Below are 24,236 nucleotides of genomic sequence, written 5' to 3'. Positions count from 1 at the left end.
ACCGATGCTGATTGATACGCATTGCCATCTCGACTTTGCCGATTTTGACAGCGAGCGCGACGAACTCGTCACGCGGGCGCATCAGGCCGGCGTGAAGCAGATGGTGACCATTTCCACGCGAGTCCGTAAGCTCGACACTCTCCTGGCGCTGACCGAACGTTATCCGAGCGTCTTCTGCTCTGTTGGTACGCATCCGAACAATGCCGGCGACGAGCTGGATGTAACGGCAGACGAATTGGTGCGGCTGGCGGAAAGCCACGACAAGATCGTGGCGATCGGCGAGGCCGGGCTAGACTATTTTTACGACACGCAGAAGCCCGAGGACCAGAAGACCGGCCTCATCCGCCATATCGAAGCGGCACGGCGTACGGGGCTGCCGCTCGTCATCCACAGCCGGAGCGCCGATGAGAACATGGCGGCAATCCTGACAGAGGAGACAGGGAAGGGTACCTTTCCCTTCATCCTGCATTGCTTTTCGTCTGGCCAGGCACTCGCCGATACCGGCGTTGCACTTGGCGGTTACATCTCCTTCTCAGGCATCGTAACCTTCCCGAAATCGGAGGAGCTTCGCGCGATTGCCAGGACCGTGCCACTCGACCGGCTGTTGGTTGAGACCGATGCGCCGTACCTGGCGCCGAAACGCTGGCGTGGAAAACGCAACGAGCCTTCTTATGTGGTCAACACGGCCGAGGTTCTGGCCGAGGTCAAAGGCGTGAGCTACGCTGAGATGGCCGATATCACCACGGAAAACGCCTTCCGTTGCTTCTCGAAAATGCCAAGGTTGGCATAAGGGGGGCTCTGATGAAGGTCACGCGCCGGTTTACGCTGCTCGGCTGCTCGTCGTCTCCGGGCGTTCCCAGAATTAATGGTGACTGGGGAAATTGCGATCCAAACAACCCGAAGAACCGGCGGACACGTGCTTCCTTCCTGATCGAACAAATCGGCGCGGATGGCGGGAAAACGACAGTGGTTGTCGATACCGGCCCGGATTTCCGCGAGCAGATGATCCGCGCCAAGGTTGGCCGTATTGATGCGGTGATCTACAGCCATGCCCATGCCGACCATCTGCACGGCATTGATGATCTTCGCGGCTATTTTCACACCCAGCACGAACGCATCCCGATCCATGCCGAACCATTCACGATGGGTCGCATAGAGGAAGGTTTCGGCTATTGTGTGAAAACGCCGCCCGGCAGCAACTATCCGCCCATCGTCGAACCCCGGATCATCGAGGATCTCGACCAGCCGATCGTCATCGCGGGCGCGGGCGGACCGCTCTCGCTTCTACCGTTGAAGCAACAGCACGGCGATATCGTTTCCATCGGGATCCGGGTCGGCAACGTCGCCTATTGCTGCGATGTGTCTGACTTCCCGCCGGAGACGGTGGCAAAGCTGGGCGGGCTTGATCTCCTTTACATCGATGCCCTGCAATACAGGCCACATCCGAGCCACCTTTCGCTGGAACAGGCGCTCGACTGGATCGCCCGACTGGCACCGCAACACGCGGTACTGACCCACATGCATACGCCGCTGGACTATGAGACCGTAATGGCCGAAACGCCCGCGCACGTGGAGCCCGGTTACGATCAGTTTATTCAAGAATTTCAGATGGATATTTGATAAACTTCAAACTTTGATCGCGGTTCGTCATTCAGGCTTGAGAGACAGGTTGGTTTGATCTTAAGACGCATATGGATCTCCTCGTAAAAGCAGGCCTCGGTCATGCTTGATCGCAAATGTCTGCTTTCCAGTGCCCAGGATGTGAAACCCGATGTTTGCCAGAGCCGGATCGCCGATATGTTGTTGCCTCAACACGCAGGAGCCAGGCATCGCAGAACCGGCATCAGACCCGTCTGATAGGCATTATTTGGAGACGCAAGAGCAGCCTCGATCAACCAACGCGCCACGCCGGATCGACGCTGGAATGATCGTCCATAAAGACCTAGATCAGACCGATATGGCGGGTCTTTGAGCCTTTTACGAAGGCAAGTGGAGGCGGTCCATAAACCCATAAAAGCGCTTCGCCTCTAAACATTGCACATCCAATTGTTCCATAATCTATCTTATGCGATCCCCATGTGGGGTCGGGTGGGTTCAAGGATGAAGTGCGACCTGCCCTTTCCTCTGCCTTCATGACCACGACCAGCACCAGACACGCGTAACGTTCGGGACCAAGTCTGCGGATCGCTTGTCGCAAGGTCCACCCAGATGTGACCGTTTGATCCGAGACCGGCCCCTAAGCTTCCAGGGATGCGCGTCACGATATGCTGCCCTAAACTCACAACGTATAGTTTTATACCAAAACGATCACGGAGTTTGTCATGTCGCAGTCGCCAGCGGATATGCCCATGCGTTTCAACCAGTCCAGTGGCGGCGGTTGGCATCCGAAGGACCCGGCCGTCGTTGCTGGATGGATTGCCTGGCTGCGGGCAGAAGCCGCCACGCGCAATCTTGCTGAAGCGCCGCCGATTGCTGCATTGCGGACTTTGGTCACTTCTGTTCCCTATCTCAATGCGCAGGCAGAGGCGATGTTTGCCGATGCCCTCAAACGCTGCCCCACCACACCGCTCGGTCAGCCATCCGTCATCGACTTCAACGAGTTTCTGCTGTTGCTGAATGTCATCATGCAAATGGCGCCGGAAGCCTATCAAACCTATCCGGCCCTTGAGCCGGCAGGCCTTATCGGCTTCCCGATCAATGCTCTGCTCAACTGGCCAATGGCGACGGAATTCGGTTACACGTTCTTCTCCGACACCATGGTCAACGAGCGCTTCCGCGCCATCCTCATCTACTGGTCGCGTTTCCTGACATCTGCGGCTTCGACCTACGTGCTGACAGAAACACCACGCAAGGTAAGCCCGACGACGATAGCCCTGCCGTGGCTTGGCGCCCAGGCCCAATCGGAGATGGTAGCAGTGGCGCAGCAGGCGCTGGGTGATGGGCCCAATCCGACACCGGCAAGCTTTGCTCAGATCTTCAATTGCGATCCGTCGCAGCCAAGCTACGGGTTCGGCTCCTGGGATGAGTTCTTCACCCGGACCTTCAAGGCCGGGGTACGGCCAATTTCTGCGCCATCCGACGACAGCGTCATTGTGAATGCCTGCGAATCCGCGCCTTTGCAGGTGGTCACGAATGCTCAGGCGCACGATCAGTTCTGGCTGAAAGGCCAGCCCTACTCCCTGGCCGACATGATGGCCAACGACCCGTTTGCCCCTCAGTTTACCGGCGGCACGGTCTATCAGGCCTTTCTCAGTGCTTTGAGCTTTCACCGCTGGCACAGCCCTGTCTCGGGCACACTTGTGCGATCATTTGTGGCACCGGGCAGCTATTACCTGGAGAATCTGTATCAGGGCTTCGTCAATCCCGCTGGGGCAGATCCGAGTGCTCCCAATCAGTCGCAGCCCTTCCTATCCTCCGTCGCGACGCGGGCCGTGATGTTCATCCAGGCAGACAATCCGAAGATCGGTCTGATGTGCGTTGTGGCCATTGGCATGGCGGAGGTGTCCAGCTGTGAAGTCACGGTGAAGCCCGGTCAGCATATCAACAAGGGCGACCAGATCGGGATGTTCCACTTTGGCGGATCGACCCATTGCCTCGTCTTCCGACCCGGCGTGAATCTAAACTTCGATTTCTACGGCCAGCAACCCAATATCAACGCCACGAATATGCGGGTCAATACGCGGATCGCTGTAGTCAGCTAGGAGAAGGCTGCGGATTCCAGCCCCTGAATCATCGGGGATTCAGAGATCGGCTACATGCAGGATGGTCTTGGCCGAAATTTCGGTCTCTGACGGATAACCGAAGGCATTGTTGATATAGGTGACGCCGTCCAGCACCTTGTTGCGGTTCAGGTGGCTGTGCCCATAGAAATGCATGGAGGAGCCGAGTGCGCGAATGCGGGCCTCAATCCGGTCGGTGCCGAGCACGGGAAACAGCGCCTTGTGCTTTTCCGGATAGCGTGCCGGCATTAGATCGAGCCGCGGCACGAAGTGCGAAACGCTGTAAACCCTGTCGAATCCGACAGTATCCGGCAACATATTCAAGGCGTCGAAGCGTTCGGCAACCTGCGCCGGCTGAAGGCCTTCCCAGTTGCACTTGTAGAAGTCCATCCAGCCGCGCCGGATGGTCGGTCCTGGCTCGCCGAAGGAATAATCATACCAGCCAAGTATTGGCACAATCAGGCTCGAACCTATGGCCATCGAGCCCGTCTCGATCCCGTAGTCGTGGCATAGCGTCTGCAATTGCTCGAATTTCTCGAAGGACGACCCTCGCCCGCTTCTTGAGGTCCAGAGATCGTGATTTCCCGGCAAAAAGAGAAGCCTGCGGTATCGCATCGATAGGGCATCAAAGCAGGCTTTGACGAGATCAATCTCGTCCGACAGGTCACCGGCAATCACAAGCACATCATCGGTAAAGTCGCTGCGGGACAGGCCCCGCAACCAGTCGAGGTTCTCCCTGTAGTCAACATGGAAATCGGATCCGAGGAAGAGACGCATGTTTCAGGGGATCCGTAAGGCTATGACGATCATGACCATGCCATATAGGGTTTGCCAACGCCCGTACAGCCAGCTGGGAAATCGATACCATCGCGATCATGAACCGTGATCATGCGACTTGCCAGAGAACCCGGAATCCATCGGAATTTGGTCACGAAATCGCGATGTCGGACAACAATGCACGAAGGGGCCTTTTCGAACACGGGAATCGTCCTATTCTTTTATTTCGGATGTTCTGAATTACGGGGGGTTGAAGATGCGCAGGCAGATTGGAATTGCCCTTTTAATCACGGCTGGCCTTTTCGGCTCTCCGGCGGCAAGCCAGGATGGGAAAGATGAGGTGGCAGGCCTTGCCCAAAATATCATCGCCCAGCAGATCAACGCTTTCCTGAATGACGATGCGAAGGCGGCCTATTCTCTGGCCTCCCCCGAAATCAAATCAGTGTTTCCGAATGCAGAGCGCTTCTTCGACATGGTCAAAAAGACCTATGCTCCAGTCTACAGACCCGGAAACTATGCCTTCGGGAGAAACCAGATTTCGAAAGATGGCACAGTGGCCTTCCAGGAGGTGCTGATTTCAGCCCCCGATGGAAAAGACTGGGCCGTATATTATGAGCTGAAGAAGCAGCAAGATGGCAGCTTTGCCATCAATGGTGTTCGGATGAAACGCGAAACATCGAGTCAGGGCATCTGACAAAGTCACCTGCCAGACGCCGATGCCCTGCCCGATCCCTGCCCTTCGGCCGATCGATTAGACCGGGTCTATGTCGCCGCGCGCCCACATCTCGATGGTCTCGGCCTTGAAATCTTCGAAGCGATCTTCGGCGATCGCCTGACGGATGCCCTGCATCAATTCCTGATAGTAGCTGAGGTTGTTCCAGGAGAGCAGCATGCCGCCGAGTGCCTCATTGGAGCGCACGAGGTGATGCAGATAGGCGCGCGAATAGTCGCGGGTCGCCGGGCAGGACGACTGCTCGTCGAGCGGGCGCATGTCTTCTGCATGGCGGGCATTGCGGATATTGACCTTGCCGCGGCGGGTAAAAGCGAGACCATGGCGTCCGGAGCGGGTCGGCATGACGCAGTCGAACATGTCGATGCCCTCCGCAACCGATTTCAGCATATCGTCGGGCGTGCCGACGCCCATCAGATAGCGCGGCTTTTCGGTGGGCAGAACCGGCAGCGTAATGCGCAGCATGTCGAGCATGACGGACTGGGGTTCGCCAACGGCCAGACCGCCGATCGAATAACCCTTGAGGTCCAACTGCTTCAGGCCTTCCGCCGAACGGATGCGCAAAGCCGGCTGGTCTCCGCCCTGGACGATACCAAACATGGCCTTGCCGGGCTGATTGCCGAAGGCGACGCGGCAACGCTCGGCCCAGCGCAGTGACAATTCCATGGCGCGTTCGATCTCGCGCGGCTCGTTGGGCAGCGCCACACATTCGTCGAGCTGCATCTGGATGTCACTGTCGAGCAGGCCCTGGATCTCGATCGAGCGTTCCGGCGACATGTGATGGAGAGAACCGTCGACATGGCTCTTGAAGGTCACGCCCTGCTCGTCGAGCTTGCGCAGGCCCGACAGCGACATGACCTGGAAACCGCCGGAATCCGTCAGGATCGGGCCGGGCCAGCGGATCAGCTCATGCAGACCGCCGAGGCGGGCGACACGTTCCGGGCCGGGGCGCAACATCAGGTGATAGGTATTGCCGAGGATGATGTCCGCGCCGCCTTCCTTGACCTGGTCGAGATACATGGCCTTGACGGTGCCGACCGTACCGACTGGCATGAAGGCAGGCGTTCGGATCGTGCCGCGCGGCATGGTGATCTCGCCAAGGCGGGCCTTGCCGCTGGTGGCCTTCAGATTGAATGTGAAATTCTCGGTCATCGGTCAGTTGTCTTTCCGGAAGAGCAGGCTGGAATCGCCATAGGAATAGAAGCGGTAGCCGGTCTCGATGGCGTGAGCGTAAGCGTCGCGCATCGTGTCGAGGCCGGCAAAGGCGGAAACCAGCATGAAGAGCGTGGATTTGGGCAGGTGGAAATTGGTCATCAGCATGTCCACCGCCTTGAAGCGATAGCCGGGCGTGATGAAGATGCCGGTCGCACCCGACCAGGCGGGGATGTGGCCATTGTCTTCGGCAGCGCTTTCTAGCAGGCGTAGCGAGGTGGTGCCGACAGCGATGATGCGGTTGCCGCGCGCGCGAACGGCGTTAAGGGCTGCGCCCGTTGTCGCGTCGATATAACCGATTTCCTCGTGCATCTTGTGTTCGGCAGTATCGTCAGCCTTCACGGGCAGAAACGTACCGGCGCCGACATGCAGCGTGACGAAATGGCGCTCGATGCCGGCGGCTTCGAGTTTCGCGAAGAGATCGTGCGTGAAATGCAGGCCGGCGGTGGGTGCCGCAACGGCGCCCTCTTCGCGGGCATAGATGGTCTGGTAGTCGTTGCGGTCTTGTCCGTCTTCGGGCCGCTTGGCGGCGATATAGGGCGGAAGGGGAATGTGGCCGACAGTGGCGATCGCCTGGTCGAGATCAGGTCCCGAGAGATCAAAGGCCAGGTCGATTTCGCCGGCTTCGCCTTTTTCGGCGACGGTTGCCACCAGTGCCCCGGCGAGACAGGCAGCGCTATCGCCCTGCCCTTTGCCGAAATCGATCCGGTCGCCCTGCTTGATGCGTTTGCCAGGCTTGGCAAAGGCCTTCCATCTGGAGGCGCCGACGCGCATATGGAGCGTGCAGGAGACAGCGATTTCCTCGGCGCCGTCCCGGTGACGAATGCCCTCGAGTTGGGCCGGAATGACCTTGGTGTCGTTGAAGACCAACGCGTCCCCGGGCTTCAGGAACGATGGTAAATCAAAGACCTGACGATCTTCGAGCATGTGCTCTGCATCCGGTCGGACCACCAGAAAGCGCGCATGATCCCGCGGGCTTGCGGGCCTGAGCGCAATATTCTCGTCCGGCAGATTAAAATCGAAAAGGTCTACACGCATCGTCGTCAGTTCGCTTTTATGCTGGCGTTCATCAGAACGCGAAAACCCGCCCGGGTGCTCAGCACCGAGGCGGGCTTGGTGTGCCTTAAGCCGATCAGGCGTCGGCAGCAACCTTCATCGAGAGGATCGAATCCGGATCGCTGACCGGTTCGCCCTTCTTGATCTGATCAATCACATCCATGCCTTCGATGACCTGACCCCAGACGGAGTACTGCTTGTTGAGCCAAGGCGCATCGGTGAAGCAGATGAAGAACTGCGAATTGGCCGAGTTCGGGTTCTGCGAACGGGCCATGGAGCACGTGCCACGTACATGCGGCGTTGCCGAGAATTCAGCCTTGAGGTCAGGCTTTTCCGAACCGCCCATGCCGGCGCGGCCTGGGTTGAAGTCGGCGCCACCCTTCTTGCCGAACTTGACGTCGCCCGTCTGGGCCATGAAGTCGGGAATGACGCGATGGAACACGACGCCGTCATAAGCGCCTTCGCGCGACAGTTCCTTGATCCGGGCTACATGGCCAGGGGCCAGATCCGGGAAAAGAGCGATGACAACCTTGCCCTTGGTGGTTTCCATCAGGATGGTGTTTTCCGGATCCTTGATCTCGGCCATGGTGTTTCTCCTTGGTTGGGGCCCTCGGGCCCAGTAGATATCAGTTGCGGCCGACAGTAACCTTGATCATGCGGTCCGGATCGGTGACTTCGCCATTGCCACCTTCGCCACGCTTGATCTTGTCGACATGATCCATGCCGGCGACGACCTTGCCAACAACCGTGTACTGGCCGTTCAGGAAGCTACCCTCGGCGAACATGATGAAGAACTGCGAGTTGGCCGAATTCGGATCCTGGCTGCGCGCCATGCCGATCGTGCCGCGTTCGAACGGGGTGTTCGAGAATTCAGCAGGCAGATCGCCGAGGCTGGAACCGCCGGTACCGGCACGCGCTGCGTCGAATCCATTCTCCATGTCACCGAATTCGACGTCGCCGGTCTGAGCCATGAAGCCATCGATAACACGGTGGAAGGCGACATTGTCGTATTCGCCCTTGGAGGCAAGTTCCTTGATCTGCGCGACATGCTTGGGTGCGATCTCAGGCATGAGCTGGATGACGACCGGGCCATCCTTCAGCTGGATGGTAAGGAAATCGTCATTCGACTGCGCCTTGGCAGGCCCGAAGGCTGCGACGGCAAGGAGGAAGGCGGTTGCGATATGGGCAAGCTTCATGGTCACTCCGGTTCTGATCGGGGGCTCAGCGCCCGTATTTGGAATTCAGGGCGGCGAGCACGGGTCCGGGAACGAAGGCACTGACATCACCACCAATGCCGGCGATCTGGCGGACCAATGTGGCGGTTATGGGCCGAGAGAGCGTGCTCGCCGGCAGGAAGATGGTCTGCAACTCAGGTGCCATTGTTGCATTCATGCCGGCAAGCTGCATTTCATAGTCGAAATCCGTGCCGTCGCGCAGGCCGCGGACCATGACGCGGGCGCCGTGGCGGCGCGCAGCATCAACCGCAAGGTCGGCGAAGGAAACGACCTCGACATCCCCTGCCCGTCTGGGCAAAACGGCAGCAAGTGAACGGCGGATCAGATCAGCGCGCTCATCAAAGGTGAAAAGCGGCGCCTTGCCGGGATGCACGCCAATTGCCACGACCACCTTGTCGACGACATTCAGCGCCTGGACGAGGACGTCCAAGTGCCCGTTTGTCATCGGATCGAAGGAGCCGGGGTAGAATGCGCTGGTCATGAATGCCCGATCAATATTTTTCGACCGCCTTTTGTCACGGACCGCGTCTAACCGCAAGCGCCTTGCCTTTGCGAAGACGCTGGATTGCCTCGGTTAGAGCACATGAATGCCAGATGAACGCAGCGTTCAAGGCGACTTCAGGACGTCTCCTCTATGTTGCCAGCATTGACATAACCAACGGACTGCAAAGGACGTTTCCATGCTGGTACTGCTGATCGTAACCGCCGTCGCTGCTTCGCTTCTGGTCGAACTCGGCCTGATGGTTGCTCGCGAGATTTCTGAAGCTGCCCAAGATGTTCGCAAAGATGAACGCCAGATGAACGGCGCGTTCAAGACGACTTCAGGCGCTCGTTGATAGATTGATCTTACGCTGCGCTGGAACCATTTCGGCGTATGGACATTTACCGGTTCGAATGCCGGCATTCACAAGGACTAAAGCAATGCATGATAAAGTTACCATGATCAACCTCGTATGGGTGATGCTGATGACTGCCATGGTTGCGACTTCGGCAACCTTTTACGTGAAAGACAGCACAAACGGCAAGTTCAACGGCCCGCCGATGACGGCCCGTTACCACAGCTTCGGGCACTGATCTCAAGGCCGGCAGCTTCTCTACTGAATTTGACGTTCACGCTGAAAAAGAAAGGAAAGACCCATGATACTCACCCTCACGGTTCTCGCCGCTCTGATCAGCGGCATGTTCGTCGCTTCCGTCGCCTCGACGGTCGCCGCTTTGAAGCGCGAAGACGAGGATTTCAAAGCCATGGTCGAACGCCAACGGGCGTTCTAAGGCTCGACGCACTGACCAAACATCAAAAAGCCCGCCCGGATCACGATCCGGCGGGCTTTTCTCATTCTGGCTTGACATGACAAAGGCCGGACCCTGAAAGTCCGGCCTTCTTTTCAAGATTACTCGGTCGGCGTTTCGCTGTCCGCGCTACCGTCTGCTGCCGCGCCAGTGTCCAGACCGACTTCCAGTTCTGAAGCTTCGGCGTCCACCGCATCTTCCTCGCCTTCCGGCTCGCTGATGCGCTCGACAGACACAACCTTCTCATCTTTCGCGGTGGAGAAAATGGTCACGCCCTTCGTTGCGCGGCTGGCGATGCGGATGCCATCAACCGGCACGCGGATCAGCTGACCACCATCAGACACCAGCATCAACTGGTCCTTGTCCTCGACCGGGAAGGCCGCGATCAGTTCACCGATTTCGCTTGTCTTGGACGTGTCAGTGGCCCGGATACCCTTGCCGCCACGGCCCGAAATGCGGAAGTCGTAGGACGACGAACGCTTGCCATAGCCCTTCTGGGAGACCGTCAGGACGAACTGCTCACGCGACTTCAGTTCCTGATAACGCTCCTCGGTGAGTTCACCTTCCTCGGTGACTTCCTCGCCAACCAGCGCGATATCATCTTCTTCAACACCGCTTGCACGCCGTTCGGCGGCAGAGCGCTTGAGATAGGCTGCACGCTCCCATGGTTCCGCATCGACATGGCCCAGAATGGTCATGGAGATGATGCGGTCAGTCGCAGCCAGGGAAACGCCGCGGACACCGATCGAATTGCGACCGGCAAAGACGCGGACATCATCGACCGAGAAGCGGATGGCCTGACCGAGCGCCGTCGTCATCAGAACATCGTCCCGATCGGTACAGGTCTCGACGGCGAGAATCTGGTCGCCCTCTTCTTCAAGCTTCATCGCGATCTTGCCGTTCCGATTCACCTGGATGAAGTCGGAGAGCTTGTTTCGGCGCACGGTTCCGCGTGTCGTCGAGAACATCACGTCGAGGTTTTCCCAGTTCTTTTCGTCCTCAGGCAGCGGCATGATCGAGGTAATACGCTCGCCGGGCTCCAGCGGGAACATATTGATCATGGCCTTACCGCGCGAAGTTGGCGTCCCGATCGGCAGACGCCACACCTTTTCCTTGTAGACAATACCGCGCGAGGAGAAGAACAGAACGGGCGTATGCGTATTGGCGACAAACAGGCGGGTGGCGAAATCTTCGTCCTTCATCGCCATGCCCGAGCGGCCCTTGCCGCCACGACGCTGAGCGCGATACGTGGTCAGAGGCACGCGCTTGATGTAGCCGGCATGCGAAACAGTGACGACCATCTCCTCACGCGCGATCAGGTCCTCGTCGTCCATATCCGGGCCGCCATCCATGATGACGCTCCGACGCGGCGTGCCAAATTCATCGCGCACGGCCGCGAGTTCATCCTTGACGATCGTCTGGATGCGGACACGCGAAGAGAGAATATCGAGATAGTCGGCGATTTCCGCACCGATCTTGTTCAATTCCTCATCAATTTCATCGCGACCGAGTGCCGTAAGGCGGGCCAGGCGCAGTTCGAGAATGGCGCGCGCCTGTTCTTCCGAGAGATTGTAGGTCAGGTCCTCGTTGATCCGGTGACGGGGATCGTCAATCAGGCGGATCAGAGATTCGACGTCCTTGGCAGGCCAACGGCGCGTCATCAACTGCTCGCGGGCCGTTGCCGGATCCGGCGCCTTGCGGATCAGCGCAATGACTTCGTCGATATTGGCAACAGCAATCGCAAGACCGACCAAGACATGCGCCCGGTCGCGCGCCTTACGCAGGAGGAACTTGGTACGGCGGCTGACGACGTCTTCGCGGAAGGCGACGAAGGCGCGCAGCATGTCGAGCAGCGTCAGCTGTTCCGGCTTGCCGCCGTTGAGCGCCACCATATTGCAGCCGAAGGAGGTCTGCAGCGGTGTGTAGCGATAAAGCTGATTGAGGATGACCTCGGCATTGGCATCGCGCTTCAGCTCTATGACAACCCGGTACCCCTGACGGTCCGACTCATCGCGCAGGTCGGAGATGCCTTCGATACGCTTTTCGCGCACCAACTCGGCCATCTTCTCGATCATCGTCGACTTGTTCACCTGATAGGGGATCTCGGTGATGATGATCTGTTCGCGGTCGCCGCGCATCGGCTCGACGCGGGCAACGCCGCGCATGATGACCGAGCCCCTGCCCGTCTCATAGGCCGACTTGATGCCGGACCGGCCTAGGATCATCGCACCGGTCGGAAAGTCGGGACCCGGGATGATCTGCATCAGTTCCGGCAGTTCGATCGCCGGATCATCGATCAGCGCAATACAGCCATTGATGACTTCGGAGAGATTGTGCGGCGGTATATTGGTCGCCATGCCCACCGCGATGCCGCCTGCACCGTTGACCAGCAGGTTCGGGAATTTTGCGGGAACGACAACCGGCTCCGACATGGTGCCGTCGTAGTTGTCGCGGAAATCGACGGTTTCCTTGTCGAGGTCGTCGAGCAGCGCGTGGGCGACCTTCTGAAGGCGGCATTCCGTGTAACGCTGGGCCGCCGGTGGGTCACCGTCGACGGAGCCGAAATTGCCCTGACCATCGATCAGCGGCATACGCAGCGACCAGTCCTGCGCCATACGGGCGAGCGCGTCATAGATCGCGGCGTCGCCATGCGGATGGTATTTACCCATCACGTCACCGGTGACGCGGGCGCTCTTGACGTATTTCTTGTTCCAGTCGAGGCCGAGTTCATTCATCCCGAAAAGGATGCGGCGATGAACCGGCTTCAGTCCGTCGCGCACGTCTGGAAGCGCGCGGCTGACGATGACGCTCATGGCGTAATCGAGATAGGACCGCTGCATTTCCTCGATGATGGAAATCGGCTCGATGTCGGACGGAAACTTGCCGCCGCCGGGAGTGCTTTGCTCAGTCAAATCAGGTCACGATCTTTGTTCGGAATCACTGGGAATTTTATAGCGGAACAGGCGCTGGAGCGCCAATTTTGCGCCTCGTTATAAACAGGCTTTTGGGCTGAGGGAAAGGCGCAGCGGACAATAACCGGCGCTATCTCTTGCAAGCCGCTCCCCAGTTTGACTTTATGGGCGCAACTTAAGGGGAGAAATGTGATGGCCGTGACCGAAACGATGATCAGCGCGCTGACAACTTTGCTGGTCACCGTCGATCCACCGGGGCTTGCACCGCTGTTTCTCGGCCTGACCCAGGGGATGAACACGGCGCAGCGGCAACAGGTGGCGGTGCGCGGCGCAGTAATGGGTTTCGCCATCCTGACTGTCTTCGCCCTGTTTGGCGCGGCAATCCTCGGCGCGCTCGGGATCTCCATGGGCGCATTCCGCATCGCCGGCGGCCTCATGCTGTTTGCCATCGCCTTCGAAATGATCTTCGAGAAGCGCAACGAGCGGAAGGAAAAGACCACAGGCGACGCAATCACCAAGGATCACATCCACAATCTTGCCGTCTTCCCGCTGGCCATCCCGCTGATCGCCGGCCCCGGCGCCATCTCTGCAACGGTGCTGATCTCTGGCACGATGGAGGGATTTATCGGCAAACTCCAACTGATCGCCGTTATCGCTGCAGTCCTCGGCCTGGTCTTTGTCTCGCTTTTCCTCGCCGAACGCCTCAACCGATTCCTCGGCGTTACCGGTCGAGCGCTCCTGACCCGACTGCTCGGTGTACTGCTGGCGGCCTTGTCGGTCCAGTTCGTTGTCGACGGTGTAAAGTCTGCTTTCGGCGCGTAGGCGGTGAGGGACGCGAACCCCCAACATGGTGCAGGCGCAGCTAGCGCCCTTATAACGCCGCTGGCATGAAAACGGGGGCCAAAGCCCCCGCCTCTACCGAATATTGATCAGAACGGAATGTCGTCGTCGAGATCGCGGGAGAAGCCGCCAGACGGCGCACTGCCGCCGCGGCTTGCGCCACCGCCGGACGAACCGCCGCGCGACGGTGCCGGCGAGCCGTAACCACCATCATAACCGCCACCGAAATCGCCGCCGCCCATGTCGTTGCCGCGTGATCCGCCGGCACCGTCACCACGACCACCGAGCATTGTCAGGTTGCCGTTAAAGCCCTGAAGGACGACTTCGGTGGAGTAACGGTCGTTGCCGGTCTGATCCTGCCACTTGCGGGTCTGCAGCTGGCCCTCAACATAGACGGTCGAGCCCTTCTTCAGATACTGTTCCGCCACCTTGCACAGACCTTCATTGAAGATCACGACACTGTGCCACTCCGTTTTTTCCTTGCGCTCGCCGCTGTTCTTGTCGCGCCAGGTTTCGGAGGTGGCGATGCGAAGATTGGCGATTGGACGACCGTCCTGGGTCCGGCGGATCTCGGGGTCAGCCCCAAGGTTGCCGATCAGAATGACCTTGTTGACGCTACCAGCCATGACACTCACCTTACTGCCGCGCCGCCGCGGCTTTCAAAATTCGATCAAAAGCTACCTTATCCCATTCGCTTGAGCGATTGGGCAAGTGGAGGCTTAAATCCACAGCGAAAATGTTCTTTATTTGTTCTATTATTTCTGTAGGATCTTGTCAACAGAATCGAAAAACCGCCTCGGTCGCCGCTTGCGGCTCGACTCGAGGCTTCCTGTGACTACATAAGGACAGTCCTCCCAGGAACAGTCCCTTCCCTTTGCCGATCAGAGCCCGACATGAGCGAACTCAAGACCATTTCCATCCGCGGCGCCCGCGAGCACAATCTCAAGGGGATCGACCTCGATCTGCCGCGCAACAGTCTGATCGTCATGACCGGCCTGTCCGGCTCCGGCAAGTCGTCGCTTGCCTTCGACACGATCTATGCCGAGGGCCAGCGGCGCTATGTCGAGAGCCTGTCAGCCTATGCACGCCAGTTCCTCGAAATGATGCAGAAGCCCGACGTGGACCAGATTGAGGGCCTGTCGCCGGCAATCTCGATCGAGCAGAAAACGACCTCACGCAACCCGCGCTCGACGGTCGGCACGGTCACCGAAATCTACGACTACATGCGCCTGCTCTTCGCCCGTGTTGGCATTCCCTACTCGCCGGCGACCGGATTGCCGATCGAAAGTCAGACGGTGAGCCAGATGGTTGACCGCGTACTGGCCTTCGACGAAGGAACCCGTCTCTATATCTTGGCCCCGATGATCCGGGGACGCAAAGGCGAGTACAAAAAAGAACTCGCCGAACTGATGAAGAAGGGGTTTCAGCGCGTCAAAATCGACGGTCAGTTCTATGAGATCGCCGATGCGCCGCCGCTCGATAAGAAATACAAGCACGATATCGATGTCGTGGTCGACCGCGTTGTTGTGCGCCCGGACATTGCCAGCCGCCTCGCGGATAGTCTTGAGACGTGCTTGAGACTGGCCGACGGGCTCGCTGTGGCAGAATTCGCCGATAAGCCTTTGCCGCCGGAAGAAACCTCCGCCGGTGGCTCGGCCAACAAGTCATTGAACGAGACGCATGAACGGGTCCTGTTCTCGGAAAAGTTCGCCTGCCCGGTCTCCGGCTTCACCATTCCGGAAATCGAGCCACGTCTCTTCTCCTTCAACAATCCCTTCGGCGCGTGCCCGACCTGCGACGGGCTCGGCAGCCAGCAAAAGATCGATGAAGCGCTGATCGTGCCTGAGATGAACCGCCGTCTGAACGACGGCGCGATCGCGCCCTGGGCCAAGTCGAGTTCGCCATATTACAACCAGACACTGGAAGCGCTGGGCAAAGCCTTCGGTTTCAAGATGACTGCCAAGTGGTCCGAGCTTGGAGACGCCGCGCAGAAGGCGATCCTGCACGGGACCGAAGAGAAGATTGACTTCCACTATGCGGATGGCGCGCGCTCCTACACCACAACCAAAACATTCGAAGGCATCGTGCCCAACCTTGAGCGTCGGTGGAAGGAAACCGACAGTGCCTGGGCGCGTGAGGAGATCGAGCGCTACATGTCGGCGGCCCCCTGCCCTGCATGCGCCGGCTTCCGCCTGAAGCCCGAGGCCTTGGCGGTCAAGATCAACGGCTTGCATATCGGCCAGGTGACCGAAATGGCGATCCGCAACGCAGGCGCATGGTTCGAAACCTTGCCTGCAACGCTGAGCGACAAGCAGAACGAGATCGCGACGCGGATCCTGAAAGAAATCCGCGAACGCCTGCGCTTCCTCAACGATGTCGGTCTCGACTATCTCTCCATGTCGCGCAATTCCGGCACGCTGTCGGGCGGCGAAAGCCAGCGCATCCGGCTAGCCTCGCAGATCGGGTCCGGACTGACGGGGGTTCTCTATGTGCTGGACGAGCCATCGATTGGCTTGCACCAGCGCGACAATGCCCGCCTCCTCGACACGCTGAAGCACCTGCGTGATATCGGCAACACGGTGATCGTTGTCGAACATGACGAGGATGCAATTCTGACCGCCGATTACGTGGTCGATATCGGCCCTGCGGCCGGCATCCATGGTGGCCAGGTGATCGCGCAAGGCGCGCCAAAGGACATCATGGCCAACCCCAATTCGCTGACCGGCAAATACCTGACCGGCGAACTCGGGGTGAAGGTGCCCGCTCAGCGGCGCAAACCGAAGAAAGGCCAGCAGATCAAGGTCGTCGGCGCCAAAGGCAACAACCTCAAAAACGTGACGGCGGCCATTCCGCTTGGCGTTTTCACGGCGGTGACCGGGGTCTCCGGCGGCGGCAAGTCGACCTTCCTGATCGAGACGCTGTACAAGGCCGCCGCTCGCCGGGTTATGGGGGCCCGCGAAAATCCGGCCGAACACGAACGCATCGACGGTTTCGAATTCATCGACAAGGTGATCGACATCGACCAATCGCCGATTGGCCGCACGCCGCGATCGAACCCCGCCACCTATACCGGCGCCTTCACGCCGATCCGCGACTGGTTTGCGGGGCTGCCGGAAGCAAAGGCACGCGGCTACCAGCCGGGCCGCTTCTCGTTCAACGTCAAGGGTGGACGCTGCGAGGCCTGCCAGGGCGATGGCGTCATCAAGATCGAGATGCACTTCCTGCCGGATGTCTATGTTACCTGCGATGTCTGCCACGGAAAGCGCTACAACCGCGAAACGCTCGACGTACACTTCAAAGGCAAGTCAATTGCCGATGTGCTCGACATGACAGTCGAGGAAGGCGTCGAGTTCTTCCAGGCAGTTCCAGCGGTGCGCGATAAACTGCAGGCTCTGTTCGATGTCGGGCTTGGCTACATCAAGGTCGGCCAGCAGGCAAACACCTTGTCAGGCGGCGAGGCGCAACGCGTCAAGCTGGCGAAAGAACTGTCAAAGAAGTCGACAGGGCGCACGCTCTACATCCTCGACGAGCCAACGACCGGCCTGCATTTCCACGATGTTGCCAAGCTGCTGGAAATGCTGCAAGAACTCGTCAATCAGGGCAACAGCGTTGTCGTCATCGAGCACAATCTCGAAGTGATCAAAACGGCCGATTACATCCTCGACTTCGGCCCGGAAGGAGGCGATGGCGGTGGCCAAATCGTGGCCCAGGGCTCACCGGAAGAGGTTGTGAAAGTCGAAGCTTCCTATACGGGCCAATTCCTCAAGGAATTGCTGGAACGGCGGCCGATGAAAAAGGTCGAGGCGGCGGAATAGCGAAGTGATCAGGACTTGGGCAAATAGAATGTTTGCGAAGCTGCCAAGCTTGAACTCTGGGCTAGGCCAGGTGGCGTATGAAACGCCTCCGATTAAAGGTCAGATTTCAGGGGCAATGCTTCAATGGCGGGTCAAGCAATCGATTGACGGCAAAGCCTATTTCATAGGCTTGAAGCTGCGCCGAGACAATCAACGTGCAATGTAAGCGTTGTGAACCGCTACAGGCATCTGCAACAGATCTACGATTTTTCCATCGAAATTAATCAATAGCTTGGCGAATTTCAGCGGGAGGTGTTTTGATGACGAAGTCAGGGATAATCCGTGCCGGTATCGGCGGTTGGACCTTCGATCCGTGGGAGGGCACATTCTATCCCGAAAAGCTCGCCAAGAAGAAGCAGCTGGACTATGCCAGCCGGCAGCTGACGGCCATCGAGGTGAATGGCACCTATTATTCCAGCCAGAAGCCGGCAACCTTTGCTAAATGGGCATCAGAGGTGCCAGAGGGTTTCATCTTTTCGCTGAAGGCGAGCCGCTACTGCACAAACAGGAAGATCCTGGCCGAGGCTGGCCCCTCAATTGAAAAGTTTCTGACGCAGGGCATTGCGGAGCTCGGCAGTCACCTGGGTCCAATCCTCTGGCAGTTCATGGCGACGAAGAAATTCGAGCCAGAGGATTTCGAAGCATTTCTGGCGCTGCTACCGAAAACGCTCGACGGTTTGCCTCTCCGGCACGTGGTCGAACCGCGGCACGCCTCCTTCCAAAGTCCGGAATTCATCGAGATGTTGGGCCGGTATAACGTGGCCGCCGTATGCGCAGATCATCACGAATATCCGATGTTTGCAGACCCAACGTCCGACTTCGTCTACGCGAGACTGCAGAAGGGCACGGATGACGTGTCGACTTGCTATCCGCCCGATGAGATCGACACCTGGGCGCGGCGCTTCGAAACCTTTGCCCAAGGCGGCACGCCCGCCGACCTACCGATGATTGCCAAGGACAGGACGGCAGAGAAGCAACCGCGCGATGTCTTCGCCTTCTTCATTACCGGCGGCAAGGTCAACGCCCCGCGGGGCGCGTGCGAGCTCCAGGCGAGGCTCAAGCCGGTCCGTCAAGGCTGAACGGGCACCGCCAAAAGATGACAGATTTGTGACGGCGGCGAAACTGGACTAGGCTCGGTCGCAGAGTCGCGCGTCTATGCGGCCACAGGACCGTATGGTTTCCTCTCGGATTCCGACGTCCGCGTCGAGAGCATCATCGGGGCCATATATGTCGGGTATCGTCGTCTTCATCCATCTTGCCGGCGCCGTTGCTCTTTTGTTGTGGGCAACGCGCATGGTCCGCACGGGGATAGAACGCGCCTATGGCGGCGTCCTGAAAGACAAACTCCGCTTGGCCGTGAGCAATCGATTTTCGGCAGCGACAGCCGGTTTTTTCTTCGCAGTTGCCCTGCAGAGCGCAACAGCCGTGGCCTTGATCGTCGCCTCCTTCACGGCCGGTGGCTACATTACCTCGGCAATCGGGATCGCCACGCTTCTTGGCGCCGACTTCGGATCCGCCTTCGTCGTCCGAATTTTGCGTTACGACTTGTCGCTTCTGGTTCCGGTCCTGCTGCTGGCCGGTACCGTTGCATTTCGAGCTTCAGAAGAACGCCAATGGCGGCAGATCGGCCGCATCCTCTTCGGGCTCGGTCTCCTGCTCTTGTCATTGCGGATGATCGGCGAATCCTCCGAGCCGTTGCGGCAGAGCAGCCTCCTGCCTGTGCTGTTCAATTATCTCGCCAGCGACTGGATCAGCGCCTTCCTGCTGGCCGCGCTGCTGGCCTGGGCCTTCCATTCGAGTGTTGCCGCCGTGCTGTTGGTCGCCTCGCTGGCCGACAAGCACCTCCTCCCCGACGCCTTGATCATTCCACTGGTGCTCGGCATCAATTTCGGGGCCGCAGTCATTGCGGCTCTTCTGACCAAGAATGCAGAAGCAACGGCCCGCATTGTGCCGCTCGGCAATGTCGTCATCCGCGGCATGATGACATTGGTGGCGCTCGCCCTCCAGTTTGCCATCCAAGCCAGTCCATCGCTCTTTGCTGGCAATCCCGGTGAGGCGGTTGTCATGGTGCACTTGGCGCTAAATGCATCGGTTCTTGTGCTCGGCCTACCCTTTGCCGGCATGGTCGCATCGACACTGGAAGCCCTGCTCGCCGCCCCCACAGAAACTCCGGCGAATGACGATCGATACTCCGCTCTCAACCCTGCCCATCTCGACAATCCGCAACAGGCAATCAGCAATGCCACTCGCGAAGTCCTGACCGTCTGCAACAAGACGGAAATCATGTTGAACAGCATTTTCGACCTGTTCGAACATTGGGATCTCAAACGAACCCAAAAGATCGAAGCGCTCGACGACCAGATCGATTCCATTCATCGGGACATCAAGTTCTACCTGGCTCGGATCTCGGCGACGGCCCTTGACCAGCAATCGGCTGCGCTTTCGCAAAACCTGCTCGGAGCCACAATCAAAATCGAGCAGGCGGCCGACATCATCTCGCAGAACATGCTGACGAGGGCACGCAAGAAGCATGAGCGCCATGTCGCTTTTTCCGGTGAGGGCTGGGCGGAACTCTGTGCCATGCATCGCGAAGTTCTGCAAAACGCCCACCTCGCCTTCAACCTGCTGGTCACCCGAGATGTAGAACATGCGAGGCAACTGGTAGCGCGCAAGGAAGCGGTCCGTAACCTGGTCAAATCCAGCGAGGAAAAACATCTCGATCGACTGCGACAGGGCAATGCTGCGAGCTTTGAATCCAGTTCGCTGCATATCGACACAATGCGGGACCTGAAGGAGATCAACTCCCTGTTTGTATCAATCGGCTATCCGCTGCTGGAGGGCGAAGGGCTGCTGCGCCGAAGCCGCTTGGTTCAGCCCGTAGATCTCTGAACGTCAGAACACCGCCGCGCCGCGCACCATGCAATCACGCAGGTCGTACAGCGAGTGCGAGTTCCTCCGCCGTCAAACCAGGACCAAGTCTCAACGCGGCCTGGCCGTGCAGCTGGACGGCCGCGCAAGCGGACTCGAATGGTCGAAGGCCTCTGGCAAGAAACGCGCCGATCATGCCGGCAAGGACATCGCCCGACCCTGCCGTTGCAAGCCAGGGCGGAGCATGCTCTTCAATCACGGCACGCCCATCTGGCGCACCAATCACGGTATCGGCACCCTTGTAGACCACAACCCCGCCAAGAGCCTCAGCAGCAGCAAGCGTCTTTTCAACCTTATCCAGATCGCTTCGCCCAGCGATCTCCGGGAAGAGCCGTGAAAACTCACCCTCATGGGGCGTGGTGACAATCGTCGCCCCCTCTTGCGTGAAGGCATCGGCAAGGTCGGATCGCGAATCGCGAAAAGCGGTGATGCCGTCGGCATCAAGCACAAGACTGCGCCCTGCCCTGCCAAGCCGAAGCGCGAAATGGCGAGCACGCTCAAGGTCGCCAAAGCCGGGACCAAGCACAAAGGCCTGGCGTCGCGTGTCTGCCAGATAGGCCTCCAGATCGGCCTCAGACTGCAGCATTGAGAGCATGATTGCAGTCAGATGACCAGCATTGACAGTCAGCGCATCGGCGGGCGACGCGAGCGTCACCAGACCAGCACCGGACTTCAGTCCCGCCATGGCGGCTAGCCGAGCAGCCCCGCTCGTGGTCGGACCACCAGAAAACACGGTCAGATGACCACGCCGATATTTGTGATCGGCGGCAGAGGCGGCAAGCGGCAGATGCTGCCAGAGATCCGGGCCATTGCTGACCAAAGGCGAGGCCTCGAGTTCAACGACACGCCAGGGAATCCCAATATCGGCTATCTCGACCACGCCGCACTGCATCCGTCCCGGCAGCAGAACATGCCCTGGCTTGCGACACATGAAGGTCACGCAGTGTGTGGCATTGAAGGCCGCTCCGCGGACCCCACCCGTCTTGCCATCAATGCCGGACGGCAGGTCTACAGCAATCACGGGCGTGCACGCCCGGGTCACGCGCGCAATCAAATCCGCAACATCACCCGTCAGCTCCCTCGATAGCCCCGCGCCGAATAAGGCATCAATGACAACATCCCCGGGTTGAGGCTGATAGTCGAGAATATTGGAACCCGGCTGACCGCCTTCACGCCACGCTCGCGCCGCATCTCCTTCCAGCTTCGCTGGATCGCCGAGGTGAAATACCACCACCGCTGCACCCGCACCAAGCAAGGCTGCGGCTGCAACATACCCATCGCCACCATTGTTGCCGGGACCACATAAGACGCAGAAGCGTATCGCCCCGGGAAAGAGACGCAACGCCGCTGCTGCAACCGCAAACCCCGCACGCTGCATGAGCCCATAGCTGTCGAGACCCGACAAAGCCGCAGCACGATCGACGCGTGCCATGACCTGGGGTGAAAGCAGAAGATTGTTTGGATGATAGCGCATGAAACGAGATTAGGCCCTAAACCACGCCAACGCAAAACGGCGCAGAAATGGGCACATAGCGATGCGCAAGATTTATGCTTATGCACACAAATTAATCATCTCGAAGCGCTTTTCTTGAGAGCCAACAATACGTTAGCAAACCTCAATTCACGAAAAAAGATCGGCAAGACGTGATAATTTCGGCGATTTGGGCTGGCTTTTCCCTCCGTTTTGCTGGAGATTTGCCTTGCCGCCGGGAGGAAGAGGCACATTTTGCCGTGTTTTTCAAAAAGACTGGCACGGTATCTGCATCCTTGGCGGCGGGCGGGGATAATCCTGCTTTAATGAGAGAAGCGGAGAGAAATTTTCTCATGAAAAAGATCGAAGCGATCATCAAGCCCTTCAAGCTCGATGAGGTGAAGGAAGCCCTTCAGGAAGTCGGCTTGCAGGGTATCACCGTTACGGAAGCCAAGGGCTTCGGACGCCAGAAGGGCCATACAGAGCTTTATCGCGGCGCCGAATACGTTGTGGACTTCCTGCCAAAGGTGAAGGTCGAAGTGGTTCTGGCAGACGAAAATGTGGAAGCCGTCATCGACGCCATCCGCAACGCGGCCCAGACCGGCCGTATCGGAGACGGCAAGATCTTCGTCTCCAACGTCGAGGAAGTCGTCCGCATCCGAACCGGCGAAACCGGTATCGACGCCATCTAATCCTACCCGATACCGTATAACGGTCGGGCCCCATCGTCAGCTTATGCGAGGAACACAAGATCATGACGACCGCCAACGATATTCTCAAGCAGATCAAGGACAACGACATCAAGTTCGTCGACCTGCGCTTCACCGACCCGAAGGGCAAGCTTCATCACGTGACGATGGACGTGGTTTGCGTCGACGAAGACATGTTTGCCGATGGCGTCATGTTCGACGGCTCGTCGATCGGCGGCTGGAAGGCCATCAACGAGTCTGACATGGTTCTGATGCCTGATCCGGAAACGGCCCATATGGACCCGTTCTTCGCACAGTCGACGCTGGTCATCATCTGCGACATTCTCGACCCCGTCTCGGGCGAAGCCTATAACCGCGACCCGCGCGGCACTGCCAAGAAGGCCGAAGCCTATCTCAAGGCCTCGGGCATCGGCGACAGCGTGTTCGTTGGTCCGGAAGCCGAATTCTTCGTCTTCGACGACGTCAAGTACAAAGCTGACCCCTACAACACAGGCTTCAAGCTCGATTCGTCGGAACTGCCGTCGAATGACGACACCGACTACGAGACGGGCAACCTCGGCCATCGTCCGCGCGTCAAGGGCGGCTACTTCCCGGTCCCGCCGATCGATAGCCTCCAGGACATGCGCTCCGAAATGCTCACGGTCCTGTCGGAAATGGGCGTCGTCGTCGAAAAGCACCACCACGAAGTGGCAGCTGCCCAGCACGAGCTCGGCATCAAGTTTGACGCGCTGGTCCGCAACGCCGACAAGATGCAGATCTACAAATATGTCGTGCATCAGGTTGCCAATGCCTATGGCAAGACGGCAACCTTCATGCCGAAGCCGATCTTCGGCGACAACGGCTCGGGCATGCATGTGCATATGTCGATCTGGAAGGACGGCAAGCCGACCTTCGCCGGCGACGAATATGCCGGTCTCTCGGAAAGCTGCCTTTTCTTCATCGGCGGCATCATCAAGCATGCAAAGTCGATCAACGCCTTTACCAACCCGTCGACCAACTCCTACAAGCGCCTCGTCCCGGGCTATGAAGCACCGGTTCTGCTCGCCTACTCGGCACGCAACCGTTCGGCGTCGTGCCGCATTCCCTTCGGCTCAAACCCGAAGGCCAAGCGCGTCGAAGTCCGCTTCCCGGATCCAACGGCGAACCCCTACCTCGCTTTCGCCGCCATGCTGATGGCCGGCCTCGACGGCATCAAGAACAAGATCCATCCGGGCAAGGCCATGGACAAGGACCTGTACGACCTGCCGCCGAAGGAACTGAAGAAGATCCCAACCGTCTGCGGCTCGCTGCGCGAAGCCCTGGAAAATCTCGACAAGGACCGCAAGTTCCTGACCGCTGGCGGTGTATTCGACGACGATCAGATCGACAGCTTCATCGAACTGAAGATGCAGGAAGTCATGCGTTACGAAATGACCCCGCACCCAGTCGAATTCGACATGTACTACTCGGTCTGAGGCATTCGCCACCCTCACGACAGGCTGCGCGTAAGCGCTGCTTGTCGT

Annotated in this window: 22 protein-coding genes; 13 read left to right on the top strand and 9 right to left on the bottom strand. The window is 58.8% G+C overall.

From position 1 onward, the window contains the following. Positions 1-4 precede the first annotated feature (4 nt). The 3 genes from ACSV9I_RS02570 (at position 5) to ACSV9I_RS02560 (ending at position 3,701) form a co-directional block, all read left to right on the top strand. Positions 5-790, top strand: coding sequence for a TatD family hydrolase (locus tag ACSV9I_RS02570; RefSeq protein WP_438327001.1), 786 nt, complete (start codon positions 5-7; stop codon positions 788-790). 11 nt (positions 791-801) lie between these two features. Next, a complete protein-coding gene (locus ACSV9I_RS02565) occupies positions 802-1,620 on the top strand; it encodes an MBL fold metallo-hydrolase (RefSeq protein WP_438326998.1) in 819 nt (272 codons plus the stop codon). Between the two features lie 701 nt (positions 1,621-2,321). Then, the gene (locus ACSV9I_RS02560) at positions 2,322-3,701 is read left to right on the top strand and encodes a phophatidylserine decarboxylase associated domain-containing protein (protein ID WP_438326996.1); all 1,380 of its coding nucleotides are present in this window, start codon (positions 2,322-2,324) and stop codon (positions 3,699-3,701) included. Positions 3,702-3,740: 39 nt separating this feature from the next. Here the strand turns inward: ACSV9I_RS02560 and ACSV9I_RS02555 are convergent, their stop codons facing one another. Then, a complete protein-coding gene (locus ACSV9I_RS02555; protein ID WP_438326993.1) occupies positions 3,741-4,496 on the bottom strand; it encodes a metallophosphoesterase in 756 nt (251 codons plus the stop codon). A 118-nt stretch (positions 4,497-4,614) separates the two neighbouring features. Here ACSV9I_RS02555 and ACSV9I_RS02550 point away from each other — a divergent pair, with 118 nt between their 5' ends. Then, the gene (locus ACSV9I_RS02550; protein ID WP_438326990.1) at positions 4,615-5,190 is read left to right on the top strand and encodes a DUF4864 domain-containing protein; all 576 of its coding nucleotides are present in this window, start codon (positions 4,615-4,617) and stop codon (positions 5,188-5,190) included. 57 nt (positions 5,191-5,247) lie between these two features. Here ACSV9I_RS02550 and tgt read toward each other — a convergent pair whose 3' ends face one another. From tgt to coaD, 5 genes are all read right to left on the bottom strand, one after another. Next, on the bottom strand, positions 5,248-6,378 hold the full coding sequence (tgt, locus tag ACSV9I_RS02545; RefSeq protein WP_054158582.1) for a tRNA guanosine(34) transglycosylase Tgt: 1,131 nt from the start codon (positions 6,376-6,378) through the stop codon (positions 5,248-5,250). A 3-nt stretch (positions 6,379-6,381) separates the two neighbouring features. Beyond that, positions 6,382-7,476, bottom strand: a complete 1,095-nt coding sequence (gene queA, locus ACSV9I_RS02540) for a tRNA preQ1(34) S-adenosylmethionine ribosyltransferase-isomerase QueA (protein WP_438326986.1) — start codon at positions 7,474-7,476, stop codon at positions 6,382-6,384. Between the two features lie 94 nt (positions 7,477-7,570). Further along, positions 7,571-8,080, bottom strand: coding sequence for a peptidylprolyl isomerase (locus tag ACSV9I_RS02535; protein ID WP_438326983.1), 510 nt, complete (start codon positions 8,078-8,080; stop codon positions 7,571-7,573). A 40-nt stretch (positions 8,081-8,120) separates the two neighbouring features. Further along, complete coding sequence (locus ACSV9I_RS02530) at positions 8,121-8,690, bottom strand: peptidylprolyl isomerase (RefSeq protein WP_438326981.1); 570 nt, start codon at positions 8,688-8,690, stop codon at positions 8,121-8,123. A 25-nt stretch (positions 8,691-8,715) separates the two neighbouring features. Beyond that, positions 8,716-9,210 (bottom strand): pantetheine-phosphate adenylyltransferase, encoded by a 495-nt coding sequence (gene coaD / locus ACSV9I_RS02525; RefSeq protein WP_438326978.1) that lies wholly within the window; start codon positions 9,208-9,210, stop codon positions 8,716-8,718. 199 nt (positions 9,211-9,409) lie between these two features. Here coaD and ACSV9I_RS02520 point away from each other — a divergent pair, with 199 nt between their 5' ends. The 3 genes from ACSV9I_RS02520 to ACSV9I_RS02510 all read left to right on the top strand — a co-directional run bounded on the left by ACSV9I_RS02520 (position 9,410) and on the right by ACSV9I_RS02510 (position 10,001). Continuing rightward, entirely contained in the window at positions 9,410-9,565 is a 156-nt protein-coding gene (locus ACSV9I_RS02520) for a hypothetical protein (RefSeq protein WP_156318560.1), read from the top strand. 85 nt (positions 9,566-9,650) lie between these two features. Beyond that, entirely contained in the window at positions 9,651-9,803 is a 153-nt protein-coding gene (locus ACSV9I_RS02515) for a hypothetical protein (RefSeq protein WP_156318561.1), read from the top strand. Between the two features lie 63 nt (positions 9,804-9,866). Continuing rightward, positions 9,867-10,001: a hypothetical protein gene (locus ACSV9I_RS02510; protein WP_306765482.1), complete on the top strand. Its 135-nt coding sequence runs from the start codon at positions 9,867-9,869 to the stop codon at positions 9,999-10,001. A 119-nt stretch (positions 10,002-10,120) separates the two neighbouring features. Here the strand turns inward: ACSV9I_RS02510 and gyrA are convergent, their stop codons facing one another. Then, the gene (gyrA, locus tag ACSV9I_RS02505; protein WP_054158586.1) at positions 10,121-12,931 is read right to left on the bottom strand and encodes a DNA gyrase subunit A; all 2,811 of its coding nucleotides are present in this window, start codon (positions 12,929-12,931) and stop codon (positions 10,121-10,123) included. Positions 12,932-13,123: 192 nt separating this feature from the next. Between gyrA and ACSV9I_RS02500 the strand changes: the two genes are divergently transcribed. Beyond that, positions 13,124-13,753, top strand: coding sequence for a MarC family protein (locus ACSV9I_RS02500; RefSeq protein WP_054158587.1), 630 nt, complete (start codon positions 13,124-13,126; stop codon positions 13,751-13,753). A 107-nt stretch (positions 13,754-13,860) separates the two neighbouring features. Here ACSV9I_RS02500 and ACSV9I_RS02495 read toward each other — a convergent pair whose 3' ends face one another. After that, positions 13,861-14,397: a single-stranded DNA-binding protein gene (locus ACSV9I_RS02495; RefSeq protein WP_054158588.1), complete on the bottom strand. Its 537-nt coding sequence runs from the start codon at positions 14,395-14,397 to the stop codon at positions 13,861-13,863. 267 nt (positions 14,398-14,664) lie between these two features. Here ACSV9I_RS02495 and uvrA point away from each other — a divergent pair, with 267 nt between their 5' ends. The 3 genes from uvrA to ACSV9I_RS02480 all read left to right on the top strand — a co-directional run bounded on the left by uvrA (position 14,665) and on the right by ACSV9I_RS02480 (position 20,514). Beyond that, positions 14,665-17,586, top strand: coding sequence for an excinuclease ABC subunit UvrA (uvrA, locus tag ACSV9I_RS02490; protein ID WP_438326971.1), 2,922 nt, complete (start codon positions 14,665-14,667; stop codon positions 17,584-17,586). Between the two features lie 299 nt (positions 17,587-17,885). Then, the gene (locus tag ACSV9I_RS02485; protein WP_438326969.1) at positions 17,886-18,704 is read left to right on the top strand and encodes a DUF72 domain-containing protein; all 819 of its coding nucleotides are present in this window, start codon (positions 17,886-17,888) and stop codon (positions 18,702-18,704) included. 148 nt (positions 18,705-18,852) lie between these two features. Next, on the top strand, positions 18,853-20,514 hold the full coding sequence (locus ACSV9I_RS02480) for a Na/Pi cotransporter family protein (protein ID WP_438326966.1): 1,662 nt from the start codon (positions 18,853-18,855) through the stop codon (positions 20,512-20,514). Between the two features lie 34 nt (positions 20,515-20,548). Here ACSV9I_RS02480 and ACSV9I_RS02475 read toward each other — a convergent pair whose 3' ends face one another. After that, positions 20,549-22,027: an NAD(P)H-hydrate dehydratase gene (locus ACSV9I_RS02475; protein ID WP_438326963.1), complete on the bottom strand. Its 1,479-nt coding sequence runs from the start codon at positions 22,025-22,027 to the stop codon at positions 20,549-20,551. Between the two features lie 350 nt (positions 22,028-22,377). Between ACSV9I_RS02475 and ACSV9I_RS02470 the strand changes: the two genes are divergently transcribed. Together ACSV9I_RS02470 and glnA are read left to right on the top strand one after the other, a co-directional pair. Next, complete coding sequence (locus tag ACSV9I_RS02470; protein ID WP_006727717.1) at positions 22,378-22,716, top strand: P-II family nitrogen regulator; 339 nt, start codon at positions 22,378-22,380, stop codon at positions 22,714-22,716. A gap of 62 nt (positions 22,717-22,778) precedes the next feature. Further along, the gene (gene glnA / locus ACSV9I_RS02465) at positions 22,779-24,188 is read left to right on the top strand and encodes a type I glutamate--ammonia ligase (RefSeq protein ID WP_054158594.1); all 1,410 of its coding nucleotides are present in this window, start codon (positions 22,779-22,781) and stop codon (positions 24,186-24,188) included. Positions 24,189-24,236 lie beyond the last annotated feature (48 nt).

The sequence above is a fragment of the Rhizobium sp. G187 genome (assembly GCF_051549525.1).
Classification (GTDB): Bacteria; Pseudomonadota; Alphaproteobacteria; order Rhizobiales; family Rhizobiaceae; genus Allorhizobium.
Note: the sequence above shows the minus strand (reverse complement) of the source record. Positions and strands in the feature narration are given on the sequence as shown.

Excerpts from the sequence above, each read along its gene's own strand:
- ACSV9I_RS02570 (WP_438327001.1), top strand. The coding sequence starts at position 5 with ATGCTGATTGATACGCATTGCCATCTCGACTTTGCCGATTTTGACAGC.
- ACSV9I_RS02565 (WP_438326998.1), top strand. The coding sequence starts at position 802 with ATGAAGGTCACGCGCCGGTTTACGCTGCTCGGCTGCTCGTCGTCTCCG.
- ACSV9I_RS02560 (WP_438326996.1), top strand. The coding sequence starts at position 2,322 with ATGTCGCAGTCGCCAGCGGATATGCCCATGCGTTTCAACCAGTCCAGT.
- ACSV9I_RS02555 (WP_438326993.1), bottom strand. The coding sequence starts at position 4,496 with ATGCGTCTCTTCCTCGGATCCGATTTCCATGTTGACTACAGGGAGAAC.
- tgt (WP_054158582.1), bottom strand. The coding sequence starts at position 6,378 with ATGACCGAGAATTTCACATTCAATCTGAAGGCCACCAGCGGCAAGGCC.
- queA (WP_438326986.1), bottom strand. The coding sequence starts at position 7,476 with ATGCGTGTAGACCTTTTCGATTTTAATCTGCCGGACGAGAATATTGCG.
- ACSV9I_RS02535 (WP_438326983.1), bottom strand. The coding sequence starts at position 8,080 with ATGGCCGAGATCAAGGATCCGGAAAACACCATCCTGATGGAAACCACC.
- ACSV9I_RS02530 (WP_438326981.1), bottom strand. The coding sequence starts at position 8,690 with ATGAAGCTTGCCCATATCGCAACCGCCTTCCTCCTTGCCGTCGCAGCC.
- coaD (WP_438326978.1), bottom strand. The coding sequence starts at position 9,210 with ATGACCAGCGCATTCTACCCCGGCTCCTTCGATCCGATGACAAACGGG.
- ACSV9I_RS02520 (WP_156318560.1), top strand. The coding sequence starts at position 9,410 with ATGCTGGTACTGCTGATCGTAACCGCCGTCGCTGCTTCGCTTCTGGTC.
- ACSV9I_RS02515 (WP_156318561.1), top strand. The coding sequence starts at position 9,651 with ATGCATGATAAAGTTACCATGATCAACCTCGTATGGGTGATGCTGATG.
- ACSV9I_RS02510 (WP_306765482.1), top strand. The coding sequence starts at position 9,867 with ATGATACTCACCCTCACGGTTCTCGCCGCTCTGATCAGCGGCATGTTC.
- ACSV9I_RS02500 (WP_054158587.1), top strand. The coding sequence starts at position 13,124 with ATGGCCGTGACCGAAACGATGATCAGCGCGCTGACAACTTTGCTGGTC.
- ACSV9I_RS02495 (WP_054158588.1), bottom strand. The coding sequence starts at position 14,397 with ATGGCTGGTAGCGTCAACAAGGTCATTCTGATCGGCAACCTTGGGGCT.
- uvrA (WP_438326971.1), top strand. The coding sequence starts at position 14,665 with ATGAGCGAACTCAAGACCATTTCCATCCGCGGCGCCCGCGAGCACAAT.
- ACSV9I_RS02485 (WP_438326969.1), top strand. The coding sequence starts at position 17,886 with ATGACGAAGTCAGGGATAATCCGTGCCGGTATCGGCGGTTGGACCTTC.
- ACSV9I_RS02480 (WP_438326966.1), top strand. The coding sequence starts at position 18,853 with ATGTCGGGTATCGTCGTCTTCATCCATCTTGCCGGCGCCGTTGCTCTT.
- ACSV9I_RS02475 (WP_438326963.1), bottom strand. The coding sequence starts at position 22,027 with ATGCGCTATCATCCAAACAATCTTCTGCTTTCACCCCAGGTCATGGCA.
- ACSV9I_RS02470 (WP_006727717.1), top strand. The coding sequence starts at position 22,378 with ATGAAAAAGATCGAAGCGATCATCAAGCCCTTCAAGCTCGATGAGGTG.
- glnA (WP_054158594.1), top strand. The coding sequence starts at position 22,779 with ATGACGACCGCCAACGATATTCTCAAGCAGATCAAGGACAACGACATC.